At 31.2% G+C, this 23811-nt stretch carries 20 protein-coding genes; 15 read left to right on the top strand and 5 right to left on the bottom strand.

What is annotated here, in order from left to right:
• Positions 1-45 precede the first annotated feature (45 nt).
• On the top strand, positions 46-150 hold the full coding sequence (locus tag PNO30_RS03520) for a putative holin-like toxin (protein ID WP_081450717.1): 105 nt from the start codon (positions 46-48) through the stop codon (positions 148-150).
• Between the two features lie 556 nt (positions 151-706).
• Here the strand turns inward: PNO30_RS03520 and PNO30_RS03525 are convergent.
• Complete coding sequence (locus PNO30_RS03525) at positions 707-1177, bottom strand: GNAT family N-acetyltransferase (protein ID WP_271965812.1); 471 nt, start codon at positions 1175-1177, stop codon at positions 707-709.
• A gap of 411 nt (positions 1178-1588) precedes the next feature.
• Complete coding sequence (gene guaA / locus PNO30_RS03530) at positions 1589-3133, bottom strand: glutamine-hydrolyzing GMP synthase (protein WP_271987184.1); 1545 nt, start codon at positions 3131-3133, stop codon at positions 1589-1591.
• Positions 3134-3436: 303 nt separating this feature from the next.
• Here guaA and PNO30_RS03535 point away from each other — a divergent pair, with 303 nt between their 5' ends.
• Entirely contained in the window at positions 3437-4453 is a 1017-nt protein-coding gene (locus tag PNO30_RS03535; RefSeq protein WP_271987185.1) for a lactonase family protein, read from the top strand.
• A 187-nt stretch (positions 4454-4640) separates the two neighbouring features.
• Here the strand turns inward: PNO30_RS03535 and PNO30_RS03540 are convergent, their stop codons facing one another.
• Both PNO30_RS03540 and PNO30_RS03545 read right to left on the bottom strand, forming a co-directional pair.
• Positions 4641-4928: a YutD-like domain-containing protein gene (locus PNO30_RS03540; protein WP_003147842.1), complete on the bottom strand. Its 288-nt coding sequence runs from the start codon at positions 4926-4928 to the stop codon at positions 4641-4643.
• 2 nt (positions 4929-4930) lie between these two features.
• Positions 4931-6133: a hypothetical protein gene (locus PNO30_RS03545; RefSeq protein WP_271987186.1), complete on the bottom strand. Its 1203-nt coding sequence runs from the start codon at positions 6131-6133 to the stop codon at positions 4931-4933.
• Between the two features lie 268 nt (positions 6134-6401).
• On the opposite strand from PNO30_RS03545, the gene PNO30_RS03550 reads away from it, so the two are divergent.
• Together PNO30_RS03550 and PNO30_RS03555 are read left to right on the top strand one after the other, a co-directional pair.
• Positions 6402-7547, top strand: coding sequence for an NAD(P)/FAD-dependent oxidoreductase (locus tag PNO30_RS03550; RefSeq protein WP_271987187.1), 1146 nt, complete (start codon positions 6402-6404; stop codon positions 7545-7547).
• Positions 7548-7664: 117 nt separating this feature from the next.
• The gene (locus tag PNO30_RS03555; RefSeq protein WP_271987188.1) at positions 7665-8591 is read left to right on the top strand and encodes an alpha/beta hydrolase; all 927 of its coding nucleotides are present in this window, start codon (positions 7665-7667) and stop codon (positions 8589-8591) included.
• A 165-nt stretch (positions 8592-8756) separates the two neighbouring features.
• On the opposite strand, the gene PNO30_RS03560 is transcribed toward PNO30_RS03555, so the two are convergent.
• Positions 8757-9836, bottom strand: coding sequence for a M24 family metallopeptidase (locus tag PNO30_RS03560; protein ID WP_271987189.1), 1080 nt, complete (start codon positions 9834-9836; stop codon positions 8757-8759).
• A gap of 170 nt (positions 9837-10006) precedes the next feature.
• Here PNO30_RS03560 and PNO30_RS03565 point away from each other — a divergent pair, with 170 nt between their 5' ends.
• From PNO30_RS03565 to nadE, 11 genes are all read left to right on the top strand, one after another.
• A complete protein-coding gene (locus PNO30_RS03565) occupies positions 10007-10192 on the top strand; it encodes a hypothetical protein (protein ID WP_271987190.1) in 186 nt (61 codons plus the stop codon).
• A 139-nt stretch (positions 10193-10331) separates the two neighbouring features.
• Positions 10332-11720: a peptide MFS transporter gene (locus PNO30_RS03570; RefSeq protein WP_271987191.1), complete on the top strand. Its 1389-nt coding sequence runs from the start codon at positions 10332-10334 to the stop codon at positions 11718-11720.
• An 82-nt stretch (positions 11721-11802) separates the two neighbouring features.
• On the top strand, positions 11803-14004 hold the full coding sequence (locus tag PNO30_RS03575; protein ID WP_271987192.1) for a peptidase domain-containing ABC transporter: 2202 nt from the start codon (positions 11803-11805) through the stop codon (positions 14002-14004).
• A gap of 405 nt (positions 14005-14409) precedes the next feature.
• On the top strand, positions 14410-14919 hold the full coding sequence (locus PNO30_RS03580; protein ID WP_271987198.1) for a hypothetical protein: 510 nt from the start codon (positions 14410-14412) through the stop codon (positions 14917-14919).
• A 285-nt stretch (positions 14920-15204) separates the two neighbouring features.
• Positions 15205-16167: a prolyl aminopeptidase gene (gene pip, locus PNO30_RS03585; protein ID WP_271987193.1), complete on the top strand. Its 963-nt coding sequence runs from the start codon at positions 15205-15207 to the stop codon at positions 16165-16167.
• 243 nt (positions 16168-16410) lie between these two features.
• Positions 16411-18204 carry an aminopeptidase P family N-terminal domain-containing protein gene (locus PNO30_RS03590; protein WP_271987195.1) on the top strand — a complete coding sequence of 598 codons (1794 nt, stop codon included), beginning with the start codon at positions 16411-16413 and terminating at the stop codon, positions 18202-18204.
• A 129-nt stretch (positions 18205-18333) separates the two neighbouring features.
• Entirely contained in the window at positions 18334-19563 is a 1230-nt protein-coding gene (locus tag PNO30_RS03595; RefSeq protein ID WP_271987196.1) for an aminopeptidase, read from the top strand.
• 235 nt (positions 19564-19798) lie between these two features.
• Entirely contained in the window at positions 19799-20077 is a 279-nt protein-coding gene (locus PNO30_RS03600; protein WP_102170456.1) for an RNA-binding S4 domain-containing protein, read from the top strand.
• Complete coding sequence (locus PNO30_RS03605) at positions 20061-20714, top strand: FtsB family cell division protein (protein WP_102170457.1); 654 nt, start codon at positions 20061-20063, stop codon at positions 20712-20714. The genes PNO30_RS03600 and PNO30_RS03605 overlap by 17 nt, the downstream gene beginning before the upstream one ends.
• A 231-nt stretch (positions 20715-20945) precedes the next feature.
• Entirely contained in the window at positions 20946-22388 is a 1443-nt protein-coding gene (locus tag PNO30_RS03610; RefSeq protein WP_271965220.1) for a nicotinate phosphoribosyltransferase, read from the top strand.
• A gap of 11 nt (positions 22389-22399) precedes the next feature.
• Entirely contained in the window at positions 22400-23221 is an 822-nt protein-coding gene (gene nadE / locus PNO30_RS03615; RefSeq protein WP_271987197.1) for an ammonia-dependent NAD(+) synthetase, read from the top strand.
• The last annotated feature ends 590 nt before the right edge of the window (positions 23222-23811 follow it).

A 23811-nucleotide genomic window follows, 5' to 3' on the forward strand; every position in this document is an offset into this window, starting at 1 on the left:
TGCTATGCTCGCATACACTAAAATCTTGACGAAAGGAGTAGCAAGTTGTCAGCTTACGAAATTGTACAGACGATTATTGGAATAAATCTATTGATAGTTTCAGTAGTTAGTGCATGTATTGTAGCATTGAAAAAAGACAATAAAAAATAACCATCTTTATACTTTGGCGAGATAAGATGGTTATAAAAATTACTTAACCAGAGCCACCGTCTTTAAAACGGCTCTCTCTTTTATGCTTTTATTTTAGCATAAACGGAATTTAATTGCAATGATTTTGTCAGCTTATGAAATTATACAGACGATTATTGTAATAAATCTATTGATAGTTTCAGTAGTTAATGCATGTATTGTAGCGTTAAAAAAAGACAATAAAAAATAACCATCTTTACACTTTGGCTTTGGGTAAGATAGTTATTTAATAATTACATATTCGAGCCACCGTCTTCAAAACGGCTCTCTCTTTTTATATTCATATTTTATCATAGATAAGGTAAGAAATCAAAGATCTTAATAAAAAGACCCCACCGAAAATTATTGGCGGGGAAAATGGTAGGATATAAATTTGTATTTATCTTGTATTTAGTTTTTAAAAGTAAACTATATTAAACTATATCAAGTTTCTTGGTAAATATACTACTTTTATTTTTATTCATTGAGCTTTTAGATACTAAAATATTTTATTTATAAATAAAATATTATTGAAGTATTATTCCCCTAAATATTTAATATATATTTGACATGGATTCCATTCGTCCCATAAGGTAGGAAAACATTCTAATTCTTTATAACCCATTGCGATATAGAATTCATTAGTAATATCATATTCTTTGTAGTGTCCCATTTTTACAGTTTTTACCTGTGAGTAAGAATATCCAAGATTTTTTGCCATATTTTCGAATTCTGTATTTAGTTTTGTTCCAATTCCCATTCTATGAAATTTTTTCTTTATACCCATTACAAAAATATCTGCAGTATCCTTACTTGTTGCGTTTAATACGATAAAACCTGCAACTTCATTATCTGCATAGCAAGCCAAAAACGGTTTATCTTGTGAATCTTCAATATACTCTTTTGTACTTTCAGGTAGACCAAACCATTCAGGAAGGTCGTAAAGAACCTCTTTTGATATTATTTCTTTTTCTTTCTTGTCTATTATTTTTTTAATTATTAAATCCATATTATTTTCCTCTCAAAATTATAATTCCATTTAATTATAACACAGATAATAAGTATCATACAAATAGTCACAAGAAATTGAAATGTTGCTATTTTGATAAAATTTGGTGTTGAATGTATTATTCTTGATTATCTATTTTTATATTTATATTTTAGTGTAGATAAGGTAAGAAATCAAAGATTTTAATAAAAAGACCTTATCAATAGTTTTTGATAAGGTCTTTTTGGAGACACTTTGGAGACAATCCATAGTGTTTTAACTAATTTTCAATCTATATATTTTAACATATGGGCAGTTAGAACTAATAATCTTTTCCTCGCTTTGTTCGTTAAGATTAAAGTTCTTGTTGCATACGCTGTACCTAAGAATTATGTCGTCGTTAAACTCCTAATAATTCAAATGTACACCGCATTACTCCCATTCAATAGTTGCTGGTGGCTTACTAGTAATGTCGTAGACTACGCGGTTAACGTGAGCAACTTCGTTTACGATACGAGCTGAGATTTCTTCTAGTACTTCAAATGGAATGTGAGCCCAGCTTGCTGTCATACCGTCGATACTTGTTACGGCACGAACTGCAACTGTGTAGTCGTATGTACGTACATCTCCCATAACTCCTACTGAACGAATGTCTGGAAGACATGTGAAGTATTGCCAAATTTCGCCTTCTAATCCGCGTTTAGCGATAACATCACGTAATATGAAGTCACTGTCGCGTACGATTTGAAGTTTTTCTTCTGTTACTTCTCCAAGGACACGAATACCAAGTCCAGGTCCTGGGAATGGTTGGCGCCAAACAATTTCATGAGGAAGACCAAGAGCTTCTCCTAATGCACGAACTTCATCTTTGAATAGAGTGTTAAGAGGCTCGATTAGAGAAAAACGCATATCTTCTGGTAATCCACCTACATTGTGGTGAGATTTGATTGTTTGAGCGTTTTTAGTTCCTGATTCAATAACGTCAGTGTAAAGAGTACCTTGAGCTAAGAATGGTACGTCATGTAGTTTAGCACATTCTTCATCGAATACATAAACGAATTCATTTCCGATGATTTTACGTTTTTGTTCTGGATCACTTACCCCTTTAAGTTTTCCTAAGAATCTATCTTTAGCATTGACTTTAATAAGATTCATGTTGAATCCACCTTCGATTTCTTTACTGAATGTGTTCATTACAGCTTCAGCTTCACCTTTGCGAAGTAAACCGTGGTCGATAAACATACAGATAAGTTGATCACCGATTGCTTTGTCTAGTAGGGCAGCTACAACTGATGAGTCTACACCACCAGATAACGCACAAAGAACTTTTTGATCTCCAACTTCTGCACGAATTTCTTCGATTTTCTCATCAATGAAGTTTTGGATTGTCCAATCGCCAGTACAGTTACACACGTTACGGATGAAGTTTCTAATTAAGTCATAACCGTATTCAGAGTGACGCACTTCTGGGTGGAATTGGAAGCAGTAGAAGTTTTTCTCTACATTTTCAGCGGCTGCGATTGGGCAGTTATCACTTGTTGCGACAACTTTGAATCCTTCAGCAAGTTCAACTACTTTATCAGAGTGACTCATTAATACTTGTTGAGAAGCAGGAGTGCCTTCGAATAGTTTAGCTCCTGGAGTTACATCAACATTGTGAGCTCCGTATTCTCTACTTGTTGCAGATTCTACTTTTCCTCCTAGTTTGTGTTGCATAAGTTGCATTCCGTAGCAAATACCTAGAACAGGGATACCTAGGTTGAAGATTTCATCATCAATAGTAAGAGAGTTTTCTTCGTAAACTGAGTTTGGTCCACCTGAAAGGATGATTCCTTTAGGGTTCATTTTTTTGATTTCTTCTATAGAAATTTCATTGTCATGTAGTTCAGAATATACACCAAGTTCACGTACACGACGAGTGATAAGTTGGTTATATTGACTACCAAAGTCAAGAACTAATATAAATTCGTGTTTCACGGTTTTCCTCCTAAAATATACTTTTATTAATATAGTCTATTATAACAAGAAGTTTGAGATATGTAAAATCTTAAATGTTAGAATTTTTGGAGTTTTTTTCTTTGAAAAATTGATTTTTTGACAAAAAAACAACAAAAAACGAATTTTAACTTTATGAAAATGATGAAAAATCCGTAAAACAGGATTTTTAGTTTTCAAAAAAAATGATAATTTTGGTTTATACGAATAATAGGTGAGAGAAAATTTTATAAAAATTTTTTGGAAAATGTTATAATTAATATATAGAAAGTAGGAGGAAAAATAATGGTAAGAGCATATATTGGAACATATACAAAACAAGACAGTGAAGGGATATACTTAGTAGACTTATCAGAAGAAGGGAAAGTATTAGAAGTTAGAAATACAGCAAAGGTTGACAATCCAACGTATTTAGCATTATCTAATGATAACAAGTATTTATATAGTGTATCTAGAGTAGATGGAAAAGGAGCTGTTTCTAGCTTTGAGGTTGAAGAGAATGGTAACTTGAAAGAATTAACATCAGTAGCTCAAGAAGGAAATCCTCCTTGTTATGTGGAATTGAACTCAGAGAAAAATACTTTATTATCAGCCAACTATCATTTAGGTACAATTGATAGTTACTCTGTTGAAAATGGGAAATTAGTAAAACTTCTATCGACTGACCATCATGAAGGAAGTGGAGTACATGAAAGACAAGAAAAACCCCATGTTCATTTCTCTGGCTTTACTCCAAGTGAAAAGTATGTCTTCTCATGTGATTTAGGAACTGATGAAATTACATCGTATAAACTTAATGAGGGAGTTCTAGAAAAAGTAGCTACTTTTAAAGCTAAAGATGGAAGTGGAGTTCGTCATATAGTATTTAGTAGTGATGAAAAACAAGCTTTTGTAATGACGGAACTTACTAGTGAAATAATTAGATTTGATTATGATGGAAAGGGGAATTTAGCTAATCCAACATATTATTCTACATTACCAGAAGGGTTTACACTAGAAAATAAAGGTAGTGCGATAAAAATTTCAAATGACAATAAGTATATATATGTTTCTAACAGAGGACAAGATGCGATAGTTGTTTTTGAAAATACTAAAGATGGATTAAAACAAATTCAAACTATTAGTACTTTTGGTAAAGGGCCTAGAGATTTTGATTTATCAAAAGATAATAAGTTTGCGCTAGCGACGAATGAAAATAGTGGAACGATTACTGTATATCGAATAGATAAAACGACAGGACAGTTAACAGTTGTTGATTCAGAGATTACTGTTCCAGAAGCTGTATGCGCTAAGTTTATATAGAAAAATGGGAGTGACTCAAAAATCGTGATTTCGTAGAAATCGATTTTGTCGAGTCACCCCCGCGCAGTTTATTAGATATCTAAAAAGCTTTTATAAAGCGAATTTAGATATCAATAAACCACTGCGTCTATGAGTTCTCATATACACTTTGTTAAATTTTATGACTTTTGGGTCAGCCTTATTTCTTTTATGAGTTTCGTTTTTTTACTACAAAGAACGGTGCTCCAAAATTACAGTATTCTAGAATGTAATCTTCAAGGTTGTTTATGTTCTTAGGATTATTGTTATCCTTTGTTAAAATAAATCCAGTAAGTCGTAGTTTTTCATGAGAAATATCTCCGACAATATAGGGTTTATTTTTTAAAACGTCTACTAATTTCTCTTCAAACGTTTCTTTTTGGAAGGCATCTTTAAAATTGTAGACAAGTTCGTAAATAGCACCTTCTACTTCAAAAACTAAATTATTTTGCTCCATATCTAATCCTTTCTAACCACTTGTCTCATAACGTATAGTGCTGCAAAAACAAGTGTATATATTGCCAGTATACCAGTAGCAAAGTACTTCGTACGATCTATAACAATAGTAGTTTTTTCGTAGTTATCTTTTTTATCAAAGTTCTCATCGTTGATAAAGTTTGACTTAACTTTATCGAATGTACCAGTGTTGTTATTAGAGGCGAACTCAGAAAAAACTGTTCCTTCATTTGCAGATGTAGTTTCATATTTTTGGAAAAGAAGTATTTTCTTATTCATTAGTAAATATGTTACATCTTTTATAGAATGTTTTTCATAGAATAAATCATAAATATCTTCATTGAAGGTAATTTTTTCATTATTTATTGTATAAGTACCAGCTTTAAGTGCTAGTTTATATTGATAGTTTGTAAATAAGTAGTCATAAGATTTTTGAAGTTTATCAAAATAAGCAGCTTTATCATCACTTTGGTTTAGCACAGTAATGATAAGTTTAGTATTACCGCTATATGCATATGTAACGCTGTTCTTTTCAGAATAATCTAGTCCTAAAACTCTAAATTTATCAGATTCTTTAAACTCAACACTATTTTTAATTTTTTCTCCAGTAGCAAGTGTGTGTTCTGGATTTTTTGTTATTTCTGTTATTTCTGGATAAGTTTTTAATATTAAACTAGTCAGATATGAAATATTTTTCGCAGTACTAATATTAGTAGAACTGTTGTTATCAAAAGTCTCTAGTTTTGTATCGTTAAGAGACATAGTTGCAAGTATATCCTTAGCTTTTGTAATATCGATATTGAAATGACTAAAGATTGCTTGGTTAAGACCATTTGACGCTTCATTTTCTAATAAGAAGATAGCATCTTTAACGGTAATAGCTGATTCAAATTTATATTTAGTTAATATATCATCACTATTTTTAATATCAATTTTTGAATCTAATGTTATTTTATTATTTTTTAAATTGTCAACAAGTAGGTAAAGTGCAAGATAGTTAGGAAGTTTACCTACTGATACTTTTTCATTTTCTCCACGTTTAGAAATGATTTTTCCAGTATTTAATTCCGAAACAACTAGATGAGAATTAACGTCGCTAAAATCAATTACCGCATTATTATCTAGGAAGTTATCTTCAGCTTTTGTGAAGTTTGGAATTAAGAAAACAAGAAGTAAAATCAAAATACTAATTTTTTTTAGTTTCATTATTTCAATCCTTTATTTCAAACTTGTTTAGAATAATGTTAGCCCACTATTCAGTTCATAATGAATGAATGAGAAAATAATTCTAAACATATACACTCTAGTATATTACAAAATAAGGAAAAATTCCAATAAGAAGGAGGAGATTTAAGAAATTTTAACTATAGTAAATAATCTTATTATAATTTCCATAAGGAAAAATTTGAAACTAAATCATTACGTGTTATAATTAGATGATGTTTGATTTTATAAGAGAAAGTTGAGATTTAAGATGAAATATGATGTAATTGTAATAGGTCTTGGTAGTGCGGGGCTTATGATAGCTGATAGGCTTAATGATAGTGGTTTGAAAGTTCTGGTTCTTGAGCAAAATAGAAGAGCGGGGATAAAATTACTTTTAACTGGTAATGGGCGTTGTAATGTTATGAGTAGCGATAATGCTGAAGATTTTGTAGCCGCTGTGCATAATGGTAGATTTTTAAGAAGTGCGTATCATAAATATAATGTTAAGAAGTTTTTTGATAAACATAATTTGAAATTAAAACAAGAAAATAGAAGATTATATCCAGCTAGTGAGAAGGCTAGAGATGTAGTTAATGCTTTTAAAATAGACCATGCAAAGATTAACTATAAGGAAAAAGTAGAAGACTTAGTATTTGAAGATGATAAACTAGTAGGTGTAAAAACAAATGTGGATACATACTATGGAAAGAATATAGTAGTGTGTGCAGGTGGAAAAACATACCCTCAAAGTGGAAGTGATGGTTCGCTACATAGAATTCTGAAAAAACACGGGGTTAAGATTACGAAAATATATCCTAGTGAAGTAGCCTTAGTATTTGAAGATTTTACAGAACTATCAGGAGTTGCGCTGCAAAATGTGAGGATGTTCCATAAGAAAAATGAAAGAAGCGGAGATTTGTTGTTTACACATAAAGGATTAAGTGGTCCGTTATCAATATCTATGGGTGAGTTTGTAGCAAGGTATCCTGAAGATAAGTTTTACTTGGATTTTTATCCTGAACTAAATGAAGAGGAACTATTTGCTAAATTGTGGGAAGATAATAAATTCCTACAAGGGGAATTACCTAAGAGCTTTTACAATTTTATGATAGAAAAATATTTCCCAGAAAATGTTAGTAAGAAGGAGTTAAGGAAGTTTGTAACGAAAATCAAACGTTATGAATTAATTGATGTTAAGACGATGCCTTTAGAATACGCATTTACAACTTCGGGAGGAGTAGATTTAAAAGTAGTAAGTCCAAAAACGTGTAGTCATAAAAAAATAGAGAATTTATATTTCGCTGGTGAGATACTAGATTTACATGGAGAAATCGGTGGATATAATTTAATGGTAGCATGGTTTACGGGTATGGTTGTAGCAGATGCTATTAAAGAAAAATACGGAATAGAATAATACAAAGTTTACCAATAGAGATATTAGAAGTCTCTATTGGTGTTATTTTTTGTTTACTTTTATTAGAAGCAATAGTATAATAGTTTTATTGAAATTGAAAATGAAAGGTAGACAAAAGTGAAAAAGCATTTTAAAAAAATATTAGCAACACTACTAATTGTTTTAGTTGTTGCATTTGGTTTTGTTGGAAATTATTTCTATAACTTTGGGTTGAATCCGAAAGTTGATAAAAGTGGTATAGTAAATCAAGATAGTGATGGTAGTAAAGAGGATAAAACAACCATAAACAAGTGGTTTGATGAGACAAAACAAGTTACAGAAATGGAGTCTGTTACCAAGAACAAGCTGGTAGGTTATAAGTTTGTTAATCCCGATGCTAAGAAGTGGATCTTTGTAGTTCACGGATATACTAGTGATGCTAAGAAAATGGCTAACTATATTAAAAAATTCTACGATATGGGATATAGTGTTTTTGCCCCAGACTTAATTGCCCATGGTAATAGTGAAGGTGATTTTATCTCAATGGGTGGCTATGATTCTGATGACCTAGTTAATTGGGTGAAGAAAATATCAGCTGAAAATAATAATGCTGATACAGCGTTATTTGGAATTAGTATGGGAGCTGCTACTGTAATGAATGCAGTAGGTAAAAACTTACCATCAAATGTAAAAACTTTTATAGAAGATAGTGGATATGTAAATTTGAAAGTAGAGTTTACTTATCAATTGAAAAAATTATTTAATCTACCAAGTTTCCCAGTTATTCCAGCAGCGAATACAGTAACTAAAATTCGTGCGGGATACTTCTTTGGAGATGTAGACGCGACGAAAGGTTTGAAAGAAACGAAACTTCCAGCATTAGTATTACATGGGGAGGAAGATGGTTTTGTTCCTTTAGAACATGGTAAAGAAGCTTATAACTTAATAACTTCAGAAAAAGAATTTCATAGTTTCCCTGGTATGAAACACGTTCAAGCAGAAAGAAAATATCGAGAACAATACTGGAAAATTGTAGGAGAGTTCTTAAAGAAACATTTTGAATAATAAAAGAAAGACGATTGATAAATTTATCAGTCGTCTTTTATACTATAGTTATTATTTTTTTATGAGTTAAGTTATTAGTGTATTGCTATACAATGCTTTTTTACAATTATTCGTTACAAATTTAAATTCCTATTAAATAGTGATTTCCCTTACAATATTAACTAGTTACTCCCCGATAACAACTAGTTCTTTGTTAAGTTTATTTAATACTTCGCAACCATCTTCTGTAACAAGAACAAGGTCTTCGATACGAACACCGAATTCTCCAGGAAGATAGATACCTGGTTCAATAGAGAAAATCATTCCAGGTTCACATTTAGTTTTGTTAACACTTGAAATATCTCCGTACTCGTGACATTCAAGACCGATGTGGTGTCCTGTGCGGTGTGTGAAGAATTCCCCATAACCTTTTTCAGTGATATAGTCACGGCAAGCTGCATCTATATCACAGAATCTAACACCTGGTTTAACCAGTGCAACACCACGTTTTTGTGCTTCTAATACTGTTTCGAATACTTCGCGAGCTTTTTCGCTTGGTTGTTTCCAAAATACAGTACGTGTCATATCAGAGCAGTAGTTATCTTTAATTCCTCCCATGTCGACAATGATTGAATCACCTGGTTTTAGATATCTATCTCCAACTGTTCCGTGAGGATTGGCTCCGTTAGCACCATATCCGATAATTGGATCAAATGATAGTCCTTCTACCCCTAAATCTTCGTGGATTTCAAGTAGATCTTTTACAATATCTTTTTCAGATTTTTCAGCAGAAATACTATTGATAACTCGTTGACAAGCTTCGTCGTTTAGAAGAGAAGCGCGACGCATAAGTTCTTTCTCTTCTTCATCTTTAATCATACGAACACGGTCAACGATTTGAGATACATCGACGAATTTGCTTTCTGGTAGATAATCCATAAGTGGTAGTAAAAATCTAGCTGGAAGAACTTTATCAATTCCAACTACTGAACCATTATGGATAGATTTTGATAGAATTTCGATAGGTTTATCAGTATCAGAATAAACTACTTTTTCTAATCCTAAATCTTTATCTAGTGGGAACAAAGCGTTGATGAAAAGTTTGTGATTTCCGTTCTCATCAAGAAGTACTGCGTAAAATCTTTCACCTGGATGCTCTAGGTGCCCTGTTAAATAGAAGATTGAATAAGGATCGCTAATAAGTGCTTGATTGATTCCTTGTTCTTTCATTTTAGATAAAATTTTATTAGTTCTTGAAAGTTTCATATTATACAACTCCTTTTAATATTTCGAATATATTTTTATTATATCACTGAGAAGAATTAATTTCAACAAACAAAATTCTGAATGATTCCGCTTTCTTTTTTTGTTGACAATGTAAAATTTTTATGATATATTTAAGGTGCAAAATAATAAAAGGGGAGGAGGTGACAATTATGAATGAGGATAAAGTAATTGTAAAAGAAGTAGAATTCGTAACTGAACTATCAGAAGAAGACATTTTAGAAGTGTCTGGTGGTAGCTGGGGCGGATATTTATGGGAATCAGCTGGAGTATGGTGGCGTCTTAAACACGATTTACCACTAAGAGATGACTATAAATATTATGGTCGCCACTGGTAGAGACGTTAATTCTTAAAATATTTCCAATTATGGGAAAAATACTTGTGTTAAATCTTGATTTTGGTTTTAGGTTGCACAAGACTTAAAATCCTTAGGGAGGTGTTATCCTCTCTAAGGATTAATGAAAGAGGGGATTTTTATGTCTGAAAAAGTAAAAAGTAATGGGAAACATTGGAATTTTTATATGAGTTCAATGACATTTATGTTTGAAAGGTGTGCATATTATTCTTCAAAATGGCTAATATACTTTTATGTAGTGGCTGCATTTGTTAATGGTGGTTTTGGAGAAAGTGGACTTGGTTTAGGGAAAGTAGAAGCTGCTGCAATGCAATCGAACTTAGTAGCATTTACTTATCTAGCGCCAGTATTGTTAGGGTTTATTGCTGATAAATATATAGGGGCAAGATATTTAATACCAGTAGGATTGGTTCTTATGGCATTAGGTTATAGTTATGCTGGTTATATGGGGACTTATTCTTCTTTATGGATTATGATAATTCTTGTTTCAATTGGGACAGGTTTTTTTAAAGGGAACATTCAAGCAGTAGTAGGTTTATTGTTTAAAGGAGATGAAAAAAGAAAAGATGATGCATTTTCAACAATGTATTCATTTATTAATATTGGTGCTTTGATAGGAACTACAACAGTCGGAGTCATTTATGTTAAATTAGCTACGGAAAGCTCAAATGGATACTTGCAATGCTTCAAAATTGCGGGATTAATTTGTCTTGTTGGAGCTATTTGGTTCGTTTTAGGATATCGATTTTTAGGGGAAGCAGGTAAACGACCATTTTCAGAAGGACAAGAGAAAATTGAAAAAAAACAAAAAACATATCGTTCGTTAGAAAAATACGAAATACGCCGTGTTTATTCAATTATTATTATTTCATTATTATCAATTGTGTTTTGGACGTTTTGGTATTTAACATATGTAATTTTATATGATTATATGCCTAAATTCGTGGATGCTAATATTGGAAGTTTTAAAGTGCCTACCTCTTGGTTAGATGCAACTAATTCCTTGGTTTGTATAATATTAGGGCCGATATTAGGTGCGTTTTGGTATAAACTTGCTCAGCGCCCACAAGGGGATTGGAGTTTATACAAAAAAGCTTCTATAGCTTTGGTGTTATTAGGTGTAACTTTTGGTATTTTAGCACTAACTGAAATTTCTCGTGGAATAGGAGCGCCTGAAAGTCAAAAGGCGAGCTTAATATGGGTGATTTTATTTTTTGTAGTACTTAGTTTTGCTGAGATGTTTTTCTCACCTTTAGGGGCTTCGTTTGTATCAAAATATTCTCCTAAAAATATCTTATCAATAATGATGGCTGTTTGGATTGTTGCTACATTCGGAGCAGCTAAAGGCTATAGTTATTTATATAGAATTATAGCGGATGTATCAATAGTTAAATTATCTTTAGGTATAGGGATAGTGTGTTTAATAGTTGCAGCTGTAATAGCTATATTTGAAAGAAAATTAGCAATGTTAGTAGAGCTTCGTGAAGGTGAAACTTTAATAGAAGAGTAGATTGTTTATGCTAAGATAGTTTAACATGTCAGGTTTAATAAGTTTTATTAAACCTGATTTTATTATATACGGAGGTGTAGGTATGCGAAAAAAAGTTAAATGCATAAAACAAATAGATCCAAAAGAGTGTGGACCGGTGTGTATGGCAATGATTTCGGATTACTATGGTTTTAGAGTCTCAGTATCAAAGCTTCGAGAATATGGCGGAACAGACTTACAAGGGACAAATATAAAAGGGATAATAAAAATAGGCGAATATTTAGGATTGGATGTAAAGGGGGTGCGTGCAGAAACTCCTACGGCTCTTTTTAAAATAGAGTTACCAGCAATAGCTCATATAATTACAACAGAAGGTATGACACACTTTATAATTATAGAAAAAATAAAAAATAATAAGATATATATCGTTGATCCAGCGAAAGGAAAAAAGAAAGAAAAACTAGAAGACTTTGTAAAATATTGGACTGGGATATTACTTTTGATTAAAAGGAATCAAAACTTTAAGAAAGGGGATGAAAGTATTAAATTTCTTCCTATGATATTCAGATTATTAAGGCCAAATAAATGGTTGATACTAGGAATTTTCATAGCATCCTTATTTTTAAATTTATGTGGTTTTGTAAGTACATTCTATTTTAAATTCTTAGTTGATGAAATTGTGCCGAATGGGTTAATAAAAAGTCTGCATATAATATCTATAGGAATACTCTTAATTTATATTATTCAAAACATACTTAGTTTTGCACGATCGCAGCTTACTTTATATTTGGGTATGAGAACAGACAAAGCACTTATGGTTGGTTATTATAATCATGTGTTAAGTTTACCTATAAATTTCTTTGAAACAAGAAAAACAGGAGAAATAATATCTCGCTTTATGGATGCTAACAAAATACGGGATGCAGTAGCGAGTGCAGTTGTAATAGCCTTAATGGATGTGGTGATGCTTATTGCAGGGAGTATCATACTCTATTTAGTAAATGTAACGTTGTTTTTAATAACATTACTTGCAGTGCCGATATATATATTGTTGGCTTATAGTTTTCAAAAAAAATATAATAAGTATAACGAAGAACAAATGGAAGAAAATGCCAAGTTAAACTCTTATGTAGTAGAGTCGGTCCGTGGGATATCGACCATTCGCTCATATACAGGAGAACGAGAAGTATTTATAAAAGTAGAGCACTACTTTATAGAAGTGTTAAAAAAGGTATTTAAGTTAGGAAAATATACAAATATACAAAGTGCAATAAAAGGTTTTTTAGACTTAGCGATTAGTTTATTTATACTATGGATGGGTTCGCAATTTGTAATAGAAGGAGCTATGACGCTAGGTGAATTGCTGACATTTAATGCACTAGTAATTTACTTTTTAGGTCCAATTGAAAGAATAATAGAACTGCAACCTAAGTTGCAGAGTGCCAATATTGCAGCAAAAAGGTTAGGTGAAATCTTAGATTTAAAAGCAGAGGATGACAGTCAATATGGTAATCCAATAAATACCACGATATTAGATGATTACTCACAACAGCAACAATATTGGGATATAAAAAATGTTAGTTTTGGATATGGGAATCGCGGGAAAGTATTAAAAAATTTAAACTTCAAAATATATCCAAAAGAACATATAGCTTTTGTAGGTGAAAGTGGAAGTGGAAAATCAACAATTGCAAAACTACTGGTAAGTTATTATCAGCCGGATGAAGGGGAGATAATAGTTAATGGTTCTAAATTAGAAAATATTAATAAACGATATTTGCGCTCAAAAATCTCATATGTAACGCAAAACTCCTTTTTCTTTAGTGCGAGTATTAGAGAGAATCTTTTATATGGGATAGAATTTATTCCCTCAGAAGAAAAAATTATTGGGGCATGTAAAAATGCAGAAATACATGATTTTATTGAAGGTCTTCCACGGAAATATGATACAATATTAGAAGAGAATGGAGGTAATCTGAGTGGGGGACAACTACAACGACTCGCTATTGCAAAAGCACTCTTAAAGCAACCGTACCTTTTAATACTAGATGAAGCAACAAGTGCTTTAGACTCAACAACTGAACAAAAAATTATAAAAAACTTACGAAAGTTACAATTAAAGAAAGATAATGGGGTAGAGGAAAAACCAATGATAATTACAATAGCGCATCGTTTAAGTACAATAAAACATGCAGATAATATAATTGTTCTTAAAGAAGGAGAAATTATAGAAGCTGGAAGCCATGATAACTTATTAAAGAATAAAAATGAATATTATGAACTTTGGAAAAATCAAGAAGTATAGTAAGAGGAAACAAGTTTATCATAATCAAGTAGGGATAAAATATATGTATATAAGTTAATATATGTAATTATGGTTGATATAAGTGTTGGATCCGTTAGTATAATTCTATCATAAGTTAATTTCTTAACGATTGTTGTAAATTCAAAGATAAACACATCAGAAGGGTGTAGAAAAATAATCTAGCTAAAATCAAATGAAAATCTTGCCTATAAAAGAGAACAGAAACAAACTTATAGAAGATGTAGAATCTTGCTAATTCCTACTTGTAAAGTCTAAAAGATTATGAAATTTATTTATAAAATGGGGTAAAGAAAGTTTTTTTGTTCTGTTTGCAATAAAATAATTTTTGAAAAAATTCTTTGAACATTGTTATCATAACGATATTCAAGATTAAACTTTACTAATATATTAACTTGTATTATTTTAGGGCTTGTTTTAGGGGTTTTATGGTATAAACTTGCTAATCGTCCACAAGGAGACTGGAGTTTATACAAAAAAGCATCTATCGCGTTATTCCTTCTTGGAGCAACATTTGGTGTATTAGCATTAACTGAATTTAGTCGTGGAGTGGGAGCTCCAGAAACTCAAAAAGCTAGTATTCTTTGGGTAGTGTTATTCTTCATTGTACTAAGTGTATCAGAGATGTTCTTCTCTCCACTTGGAGCTTCATTCGTATCTAAATACTCTCCAAAACACATCCTATCAATTATGATGGCTGTATGGATTGTAGCAACATTCGGTGCTGCAAAAGGATATGGACTTCTATATGCAGCAATTGCAGATGTACCAATTATCAAACTTTCACTAGGTATCGGTGTTGTCTGTGTAGTTGTATCCGTTTTAGTATTCTTATTCGAGAAAAAACTAGCTTCTCTTGTAGAATTACGTGAAGGTGAAACACTAGTAGAAGAATAAAATAAATAAAAAATAAGTAGGAATTTTATTTCTACTTATTTTTTATTGTCTGATAAATAATTTTATAAAATTCATATCATTTATATAACGATATAAATAAGTTTTTTCAGATGTATTGTAAAACTATGAAATATTTTTATTTATTGTATTATAACTAAATGTACTAAAAAATATTTCATTTATAAAATAGTAAAATATAAAATTTTATTTTTTATTAATAATGAAAAAATATAAATTATATGTTAAAATTAAATTGTAAGAAAAAATGCAAAAGGAGGTGTCATTATGGCGGAATTAAGAACATTATATCCTGCTATTAAAGAGAATTTCTCTAAAATGTTGAAAGTAGATGACACACATACAATTTATTATGAAGAAAGTGGTAATCCTAATGGAGTACCTGTAGTATTTTTACATGGAGGTCCTGGTTGTGGAACTGCACCGAGTTGCAGACAATACTTCGACCCCGAGTTTTATCGTATAATATTATTTGACCAACGTGGAAGTGGAAAATCTACACCTCACGCATGTTTAGAAAATAATGATACTTGGCATATTATTGAAGATATTGAAAAAATTAGAGAAGATTTAAATATTGATAAATGGCTAGTATTCGGTGGTAGTTGGGGCTCTACTTTATCACTTTGTTATGCGATTAAACATCCTGAACGTGTTTTAGGATTAGTATTGCGTGGAATATTCTTAGGTCGTAGGGAAGATATACTTTGGATTTATGAAAAAGGTGGAGCAAGTAATATTCATCCTGAATCATTTGAGAGATACGAAAGTATTATTCCAAGAGAAGAACGTCACGATATGATTCGTGCATATTATAAACGACTTACAAGTGAAGATAGAGAAACGAGAGAAGTAGCAGCAAAAGAATGGAGTATGTGGGAAGGAAGCTTAGTAACATTATACCCTGATCCAAATCTAGAACAAAGTTTTGGTGAAATTAATTATGCTATTTCTATGGCGACAATTGAATGTCATTTCTGGATGAATAATATGTTCTGGGATGATGACGATTGGATTTTAAATAATATTGATGTTATTAAAGATATTCCAACTACAATAGCTCACGGTCGTTATGACGTTGACTGTCGTGCTATAGGAGCATATGAATTAAGTAAAAAATTAAATAATTGTAAATTAGATATTGTTGTATCAGGTCATTCATCAGGAGAACCTGCAATCGTAGATTCTTTAGTTAGATCGACTGATTACTTTAAAGAACTATTAAAATAGTATAGATGATAGTTAAACATGGAAATGATGATTCGAATCTAATTGTTTAATTAAATCAAACAAATTAAAGTTGTAAGTTTAATAAAAAATATAACTAATGACTTGTATTGATAATGAAAAACGCTTCATTATATGATAGAATAATAAGTGTGATAATTAAATAAATGTAGTAAAAATGTAACTGCTACATCTAAATTTAAAAGTTGCAGAAAATATAATACAAATAACAAAGGAGTAAGGGAAATGGCAGTAAAAGAAAGAATAGCTCAACTAAGAGAATTAATGGAAAAAAATGGAATTGATGTCTATATGGTTCCTACAGCTGATTTTCATAATAGTGAATATGTAGGGGAACATTTCAAAGCTCGTGCATTCATGAGTGGATTCACAGGGTCTGCGGGGACATTGGTAGTAACTAAAGACTTTGCAGGGTTATGGACAGATGGTCGTTATTTCTTACAAGGTGAAAAACAATTAGAAGGAACTGGTATCGAATTACAAAAAATGCGTGAACCAGGAGTTCCAACTATAGCAGAATTTATCACAGAAAATACTCCAGAAAATGGTGTGTTAGGATTCGATGGCCGTGTAGTAACTTTTGGAGAAGGTAAAAACCTTGCTACAAGATTAAAACGTAAAAATGCTACTGTAAAATATGAAGTAGATTTAGTAGATGAAATTTGGACAGATCGTCCATCGTTATCGGAAGCACCTGCGTTTTATTTAAACTTGGAACGTGCTGGGGAATCTGTTGCTAGTAAACTTGAAAGAGTACGTAAAGAAATGAGTGAAGTTGGAGCGAATATCCATGTTATTACTACTCTTGACGACATTGGCTGGTTATTAAATATTCGTGGTATGGATGTAGATTTCTTCCCATTACTATTAAGTTATGCTGTTGTTTATGAAGATAAAGTAGATTTATATGTTGATGAAAGAAAATTATCAGATGAAATCAAAAAACACCTAGCTGAAAACAATGTAAATATTAAACCTTACAATAATGTTTACGAAGATGTGAAAAAATTCTCAGGGAATGACGTTGTTTTAGTTGACCCAGATTGCTTAAACTATGCAGTATTTAACAATATTCCAAAAGAAATAACATTAGTAGAACGTAGAAATCCTACAATTTTAATGAAAGCTATAAAAAATGAAGTTGAATTACAACATACTATTAAAGCTCACGTAAAAGATGGTATCGCTCATACTAAGTTTATTTACTGGTTAAAACAATTAGTTAAACAAGGTATTAGTGAGCAAGAAGATGAACTTTCTGCATCTGATAAACTTGTAGAATTCAGAAAAGAACAAGGTGGATTTATCTGCCCAAGTTTCGCGCCAATTTGTGGACATGCGGAAAATGGGGCAATAGTACACTACTCATCTTCTAAAGAAACATCTATTCCATTACGCACTGGTACTTTCTTCTTAACTGATACTGGTGCACACTATGAAGAAGGATCAACTGATATTACTCGTACAACAGCTATGGGTGAAGTTAGTGATAGATTAAAACGAGATTATACTAGAGTACTTCAGTGTCACTTACGTCTATCAAGACTTAAATTTATGGAAGGTGTTTCTGGAGCAAACGTAGACTTATTTGCTCGTGCTCCATTATGGTATGATTATGAAAACTTCAACCATGGTACTGGACATGGGGTAGGATACCTAGGAAATATTCACGAAGGACCTCAAGGAATCCACTGGGGAATTTATCGTGCATCAGAGCCATTTAAACACGGTATGACTATGACTAATGAACCAGGATTATATATTTCAGGTTCACATGGTATTCGTTTAGAAAATGAATTAATTATTAGAAATACTGTTAAAAACGAATATGGTCAATTCTTAGAATTTGAAGTAATGACTTTTGTTCCTTGGGATTTAGAAGCTATTGATGTATCTATTCTTACAAGTGAAGATAAATATGAATTGAACAATTACCATAAAAAAGTATTTGAAGTTTTAGCGCCACACTTTGAAGGTGAAGAATTAGAATGGCTAAAACAAGCTACTAGAGAAGTATAATTTTAACAGGAGGTTTCAAGTTTACTTGGAACCTTCTACTAATATTTTATAAAAAGTGATATAATATATATTATTGAAATAAATTTAGCGATTATTTCAAAATTTAGTCTAAAAATCGAGGTAAATCATATGGATTTAAACATACAATTAAAAAAATATGCACAACTTATAGCTAAAGTTGGATTAAATATTCAAAAAGATCAACCAGTTTTAGTTAGAGCTAGTACAGAAACACGTGATTTTGTTGCTAAAGTAGTAGAAGCATGCTATGAATTAGGGGCTAAAAGAGTGTCTGTAGAATGGCGTGATCAAGAGTTAACAAAATTACACTTGAATTATCAAACGGAAGAAACTCTAAGTACGGTAGGACAATGGTACATTGACAAATATCAAGATGAGCTAGATGGAGGAGCAGCATTCTTATCTATTATCGGTGATGATCCAGATGGGTTAGCGGGAGTAGATAGTGCAAAATTAAAAGCTTCTATGGTAGGTCGTTCTAAAGCGATGCGTAACTACATGAAATCTATCATGAGTGACGAATGCCCTTGGTGTGTTGTGTCTGCTTCAACAGTTGGATGGGCGAAAAGACTATATCCTGAACTAGGTGATGAAGAAGCATACTTAAAACTTTGGGATCAAATTCTAAGTGCTTGTCGTTCAACTGGAGATGACCCAGTTGCAGATTGGGAAGAACATATTAAAGTTCTAGATGAAAAAGCTAAATTCTTACATGAAAATGAATTGGTGAAACTACATATTACAAATGATTTAGGAACAGACTTATATGTAGGACTTCCGAAAAATCATATTTGGCAAAGTGCGGGAAGTTATGCTAAAAAGGCTGATCGTTTTGTAGCTAATATTCCAACTGAAGAAGTATTTACAATGCCTCACAAAGATGAAACTAGTGGGATTGTATATAATGCAAAACCATTAAACTACGGTGGAGTACTAATTGATAATTTCTGGTTAAAATTTGAAAATGGTAAAGTAGTAGATTTCGGGGCAGAACGTGGTTATGATGTTCTTAAGAATTTATTAGACACTGATGAAGGGGCAAGAAGAATTGGGGAAATGGCCTTAGTTCCATTTGATTCTCCTATATCTAACACGAAAATATTATTCTTAGAAACATTATTTGATGAAAATGCAGCTTGTCATATTGCGTTAGGAAAAGCATATCCAACATGTGTTAAAGGTGGTCCTGAAATGACTGATGAACAATTAGCAGAAGCGGGAGCTAACGATAGTTTAATTCACGTTGATTTTATGATAGGAGAAGCAACAACAAATATTACTGGTTACACAGAAGATGGTAAAGAAATAGCTATTTTCAAAGATGGAAACTGGGCATAGTAGGATTATTCTACTCATGATAATAAAGTAGTTTGTTAAATCTTTAATACTTTAACAAATGTAGAGAGTTGACTTAGAGGTATTGATTTCTGTGGAATCAAGATTTTAAGTCGCTCTCGTTTTTTATAGGATAAAATAGCGGATTTTAAAATTTGAAATATTTATCGAGGATTTTATTTGCGAAAAGTAAGTAAATATGTGATAATAGAATGTACTAATATTTAGGGGTGATTAAATGCGTTTGGATAAATTTTTAAAAGTATCAAGAATTATTAAGAGAAGAACAGTTGCTAATGAGATATCATCAGAAGGGCACATAGCTATTAATGGTAAAAAAGCAAAACCATCTAGTACTTTAAAAATAGGGGATAAAATTACTATTTATTTTGCGAAAAAAGAAGTAGAGTATGAGGTGTTAGAATTAAAAGACAGCACTAAAAAAGAAGATGCAACAAAAATGTTTAAAATTCTTTCAGAAAAATCAAGAGAACTAGAAAATGAGAGAACAGAATAGCCAATTTAAAAAAGATGTGCTAAAAGCTAAGGCAAAATATAGAAAACGACGTAAGTTTATTATATTAGTTATTATGACTTTTGCATTATCTGTAACATTGTTGCAAACATTTCTGTACATACGTGATAAAAAACAAATTAATTCGCAATTAGCAGAGCAGAATAAAATGATTGAAAATCTAGATAAAGAAAATAAAGTTAACGAGCTAGTGATTGATAAGTTAAAAGATCCATATTTTATTACTGATTTGGTAAGACAAGAGTATGGTCTTAGTTATCAAGGTGAATTAATTTTTAATATTCCATTACAGGAGAACTTTCTTCAAGCTGCAATAAAATCTATTATGGATGGTAATTTAGAAAAAATAGAAGACAATAATGGACGAATTGATGATAGTAAAATTCCTGAGTTAGCAAAAAAAGATGATAAGAAATCTACTAAAGCGGAAGATAGCAAAACAACGGATAAGAAAACTAATGATACGAAAAAGACTAGCGATACAAAGAAATCGGAAGATAGATCTTCTGAAAATGATAAAGATAAAGATGAAGAAGTCGCTAATAATAATGAGAAAAATCAAACTCAAAGAGCAACCAATAGAAATTCAAACACTAATAATCGAAGAAGTAACGGGTAGTAATACTTGTTACTTCTTTTTTATATTGAGTAGAATTTTAAAAAATATATTATAGAAAAATACTTTTCATTGTTAACAGTATGAATAGTTAATATACGTAATGTATAGACATATAAGGGTTAATTTAGTAGTATTTAATTGTGTATATTTAAGTATAAATATTTGTTAAAAAGTTGTTAAAATGTTAATATATAGATAATAAATTTAATGATACATAAATCGGAGGAAATTATGAATAAATATCAAGGTGATGCATTGCATACCGACCTTTATCAAATTAACATGGGATATGCGTATTTCAAAGATGGAATACATGAGAGAAAATCGTATTTTGATGTGTATTTTAGAAAGATACCTTTTGGTGGAGGATATGCAGTGTTCGCTGGACTTGCCAAAATTATTGATTATGTGAACTCGTTTGAATTCTCTGAATCAGATATAGATTTTTTACGTGAATTAGGTTATGCAGAGGATTATTTAGATTATCTGAGCAAAATGAAGTTCACAGGTAATATCCGTTGTGTGCAAGAAGGAGAGATTGTTTTCGGGAATGAACCTCTTCTAAGAATTGAGGCACCTCTAATTCAAGCTCAAATTATGGAAACTGCTATATTAAATATAGTTAACTATCAAATCTTAATAGCGACAAAAGCTGCCAGAATTAAACACTTATGTCCAGATGAAGTTTGTATGGAATTCGGAACACGTCGTGCTCATGAATTTGATGCAGCAATATGGGGGACTCGAGCTTCTGTAATTGGTGGATTTGAAGCGACAAGTAATGTAAAAGCAGCAAAACTATTTAATATTCCATGTAGTGGAACGCATGCTCACTCATTCGTTCAAGCGTATGAAGATGAAGAAATTGCATTTAAAAAATATGCTGCGGCACATAAAGATTGCTATTTCTTAGTTGATACTTATGATACATTACGTTCAGGAATTCCGACAGCTATTAAAGTTGCAGATGAATTGAAAGATGAAATTAATTTCTTAGGTATTAGATTAGACTCAGGAGATATCGCATATCTTTCAAAAGCTGCCAGAAAAATGCTAGATGAAGCGGGTTATCCAAATGCTAAAATAGTGGCTTCTAATGATTTAGATGAAGATACAATTACTCACCTTAAACAACAAGGTGCAAGAATTGATGCATGGGGTGTTGGAACTAAACTTATAACTGCTTACGATAATCCAGCATTGGGTGCAGTGTATAAACTTGCATGTTTAGAAAATTCTAACGGAGAGATGATTGATAGACTAAAAGTTTCAGAAAATCCAGGTAAATTAACTATTCCAGGTATTAAAAAAGTTTATAGAATAATAAATAAAGATACAGGAATGGCAGCAGGTGATTACATTGCCCTAGAAAAAGAAGATGTAAGTGCAGAGCCAAGTATAAAATTATTCCACCCGACACACACCTATTTAGAAAAAGAAGTTAAAAACTTTGAAGCAAGAGATCTACATGTAGATATTTTTAAAGATGGAAAGCAAATCTATGAAGTTCCAACAGTACAAGAAAGTGCAGAATACTTTAAAGAAAATAAAAAACTACTATGGAATGAGTACTTACGATTATTAAACCCTGAGTTCTATCCGGTGGATTTAAGTACAGAATGTTGGGAAAATAGAAATACAATATTGAAAAAAGTAACAAAAAAATCAAATTAATAGGTGAGAATATGACATTACAACAAGAAGTAATAAAAAAATTAAGATGTAAAGCTGAAATTAATGTTGATGAGGAGATTAGACTGTCTATTAACTTTTTAAAAGACTACATAAAGAAAAATAGTTTTATAAGAAGTCTTGTTTTAGGTATATCGGGTGGTCAAGATTCAACGTTATGTGGTAAGTTATGTCAAATGGCTATTAATGAACTGAAAGAAGAAATGGGAGAAGAATATACTTTTATTGCAGTAAGACTTCCGTATGGTGAGCAATTTGATGAAGCCGATTGTAATGATGCATTGCAATTTATAAATCCTGATAAGGTATATACAGTGAATATTAAGGACGCAGTAGATGCTAGTGTAAATTCGTTAAAAAAAGCAGGAGTAGAAATTTCTGATTTTGCTAAAGGAAATGAGAAGGCAAGAGAAAGAATGAAAGCTCAATATTCAATTGCTACAATGAATAAAGGTATAGTTGTTGGAACAGATCACGCAGCAGAAGCAATTACAGGATTTTTTACAAAACACGGTGATGGTGGAGCGGATATTGTACCATTATATAGATTAAATAAAAGACAAGGTAAGGCAATATTAAAAGCTTTAGATTGTCCAGAACACTTATATTTGAAAAAACCAACTGCAGATTTAGAAGAAGATAGACCGGCTTTAGCGGATGAAGTAGCCCTAGGTGTAACATATGATGATATAGATGACTATTTAGAAGGTAAAAATGTACCTGATGATATTAGAAAGATAATAGAAGGGCACTATTTAAAATCAGAGCATAAACGTAATCTTCCTGTTACAGTATTTGATTTTTACAATATATAGAAGAAAATAAAGCAGAGAAAAGAGGATACTATAGTAGAATAGTATTCTCTTTTACAATTATTAAATGATTAACTGATTAAAAAAAGAAAAAACTTAAAAAATATGTTGACATAATCAAACTAGAATGATAGAATAGTAAAAGTCTTCTGATGGAGGATAACTATTAATATAAATTCTTTTTAAAAAAGTTTTTAAAAAAGCTTGACATAATTAGAACTAAATGATAGAATAGTAAAAGTCTTCTGATAGAGAAGACGAACAATAAAACATTTCAAAATAATAAATGTTAAGAAATTGAAAAAACTTCTTGACAAAATAAAAAAGAAATGATAAAATAAAAAAAGTCTTAAAGAAAAGACGACATCAATTATTTCAACGAAGTAAACGGTTAAAAAGTTTTAAAAAAAAATAAAAAAACTTCTTGACAAACATTCGAAGAAATGATAAAATAGTTAAGTCTTCTGATGAAGACAAAAAAACATTTTTAAAAAAAAATTTTAAAAAAGACTTGACAAAGAATTTTAAAAATGTTAAAATATAAAAGTTGTTAATCGCAACGATTTGAACATTGAAAACTAAACGAATTAAGT

Origin of the sequence: Gemella haemolysans (genome assembly GCF_028308085.1) — a bacterium.
Classification (GTDB): domain Bacteria; phylum Bacillota; class Bacilli; order Staphylococcales; family Gemellaceae; genus Gemella; species Gemella haemolysans_D.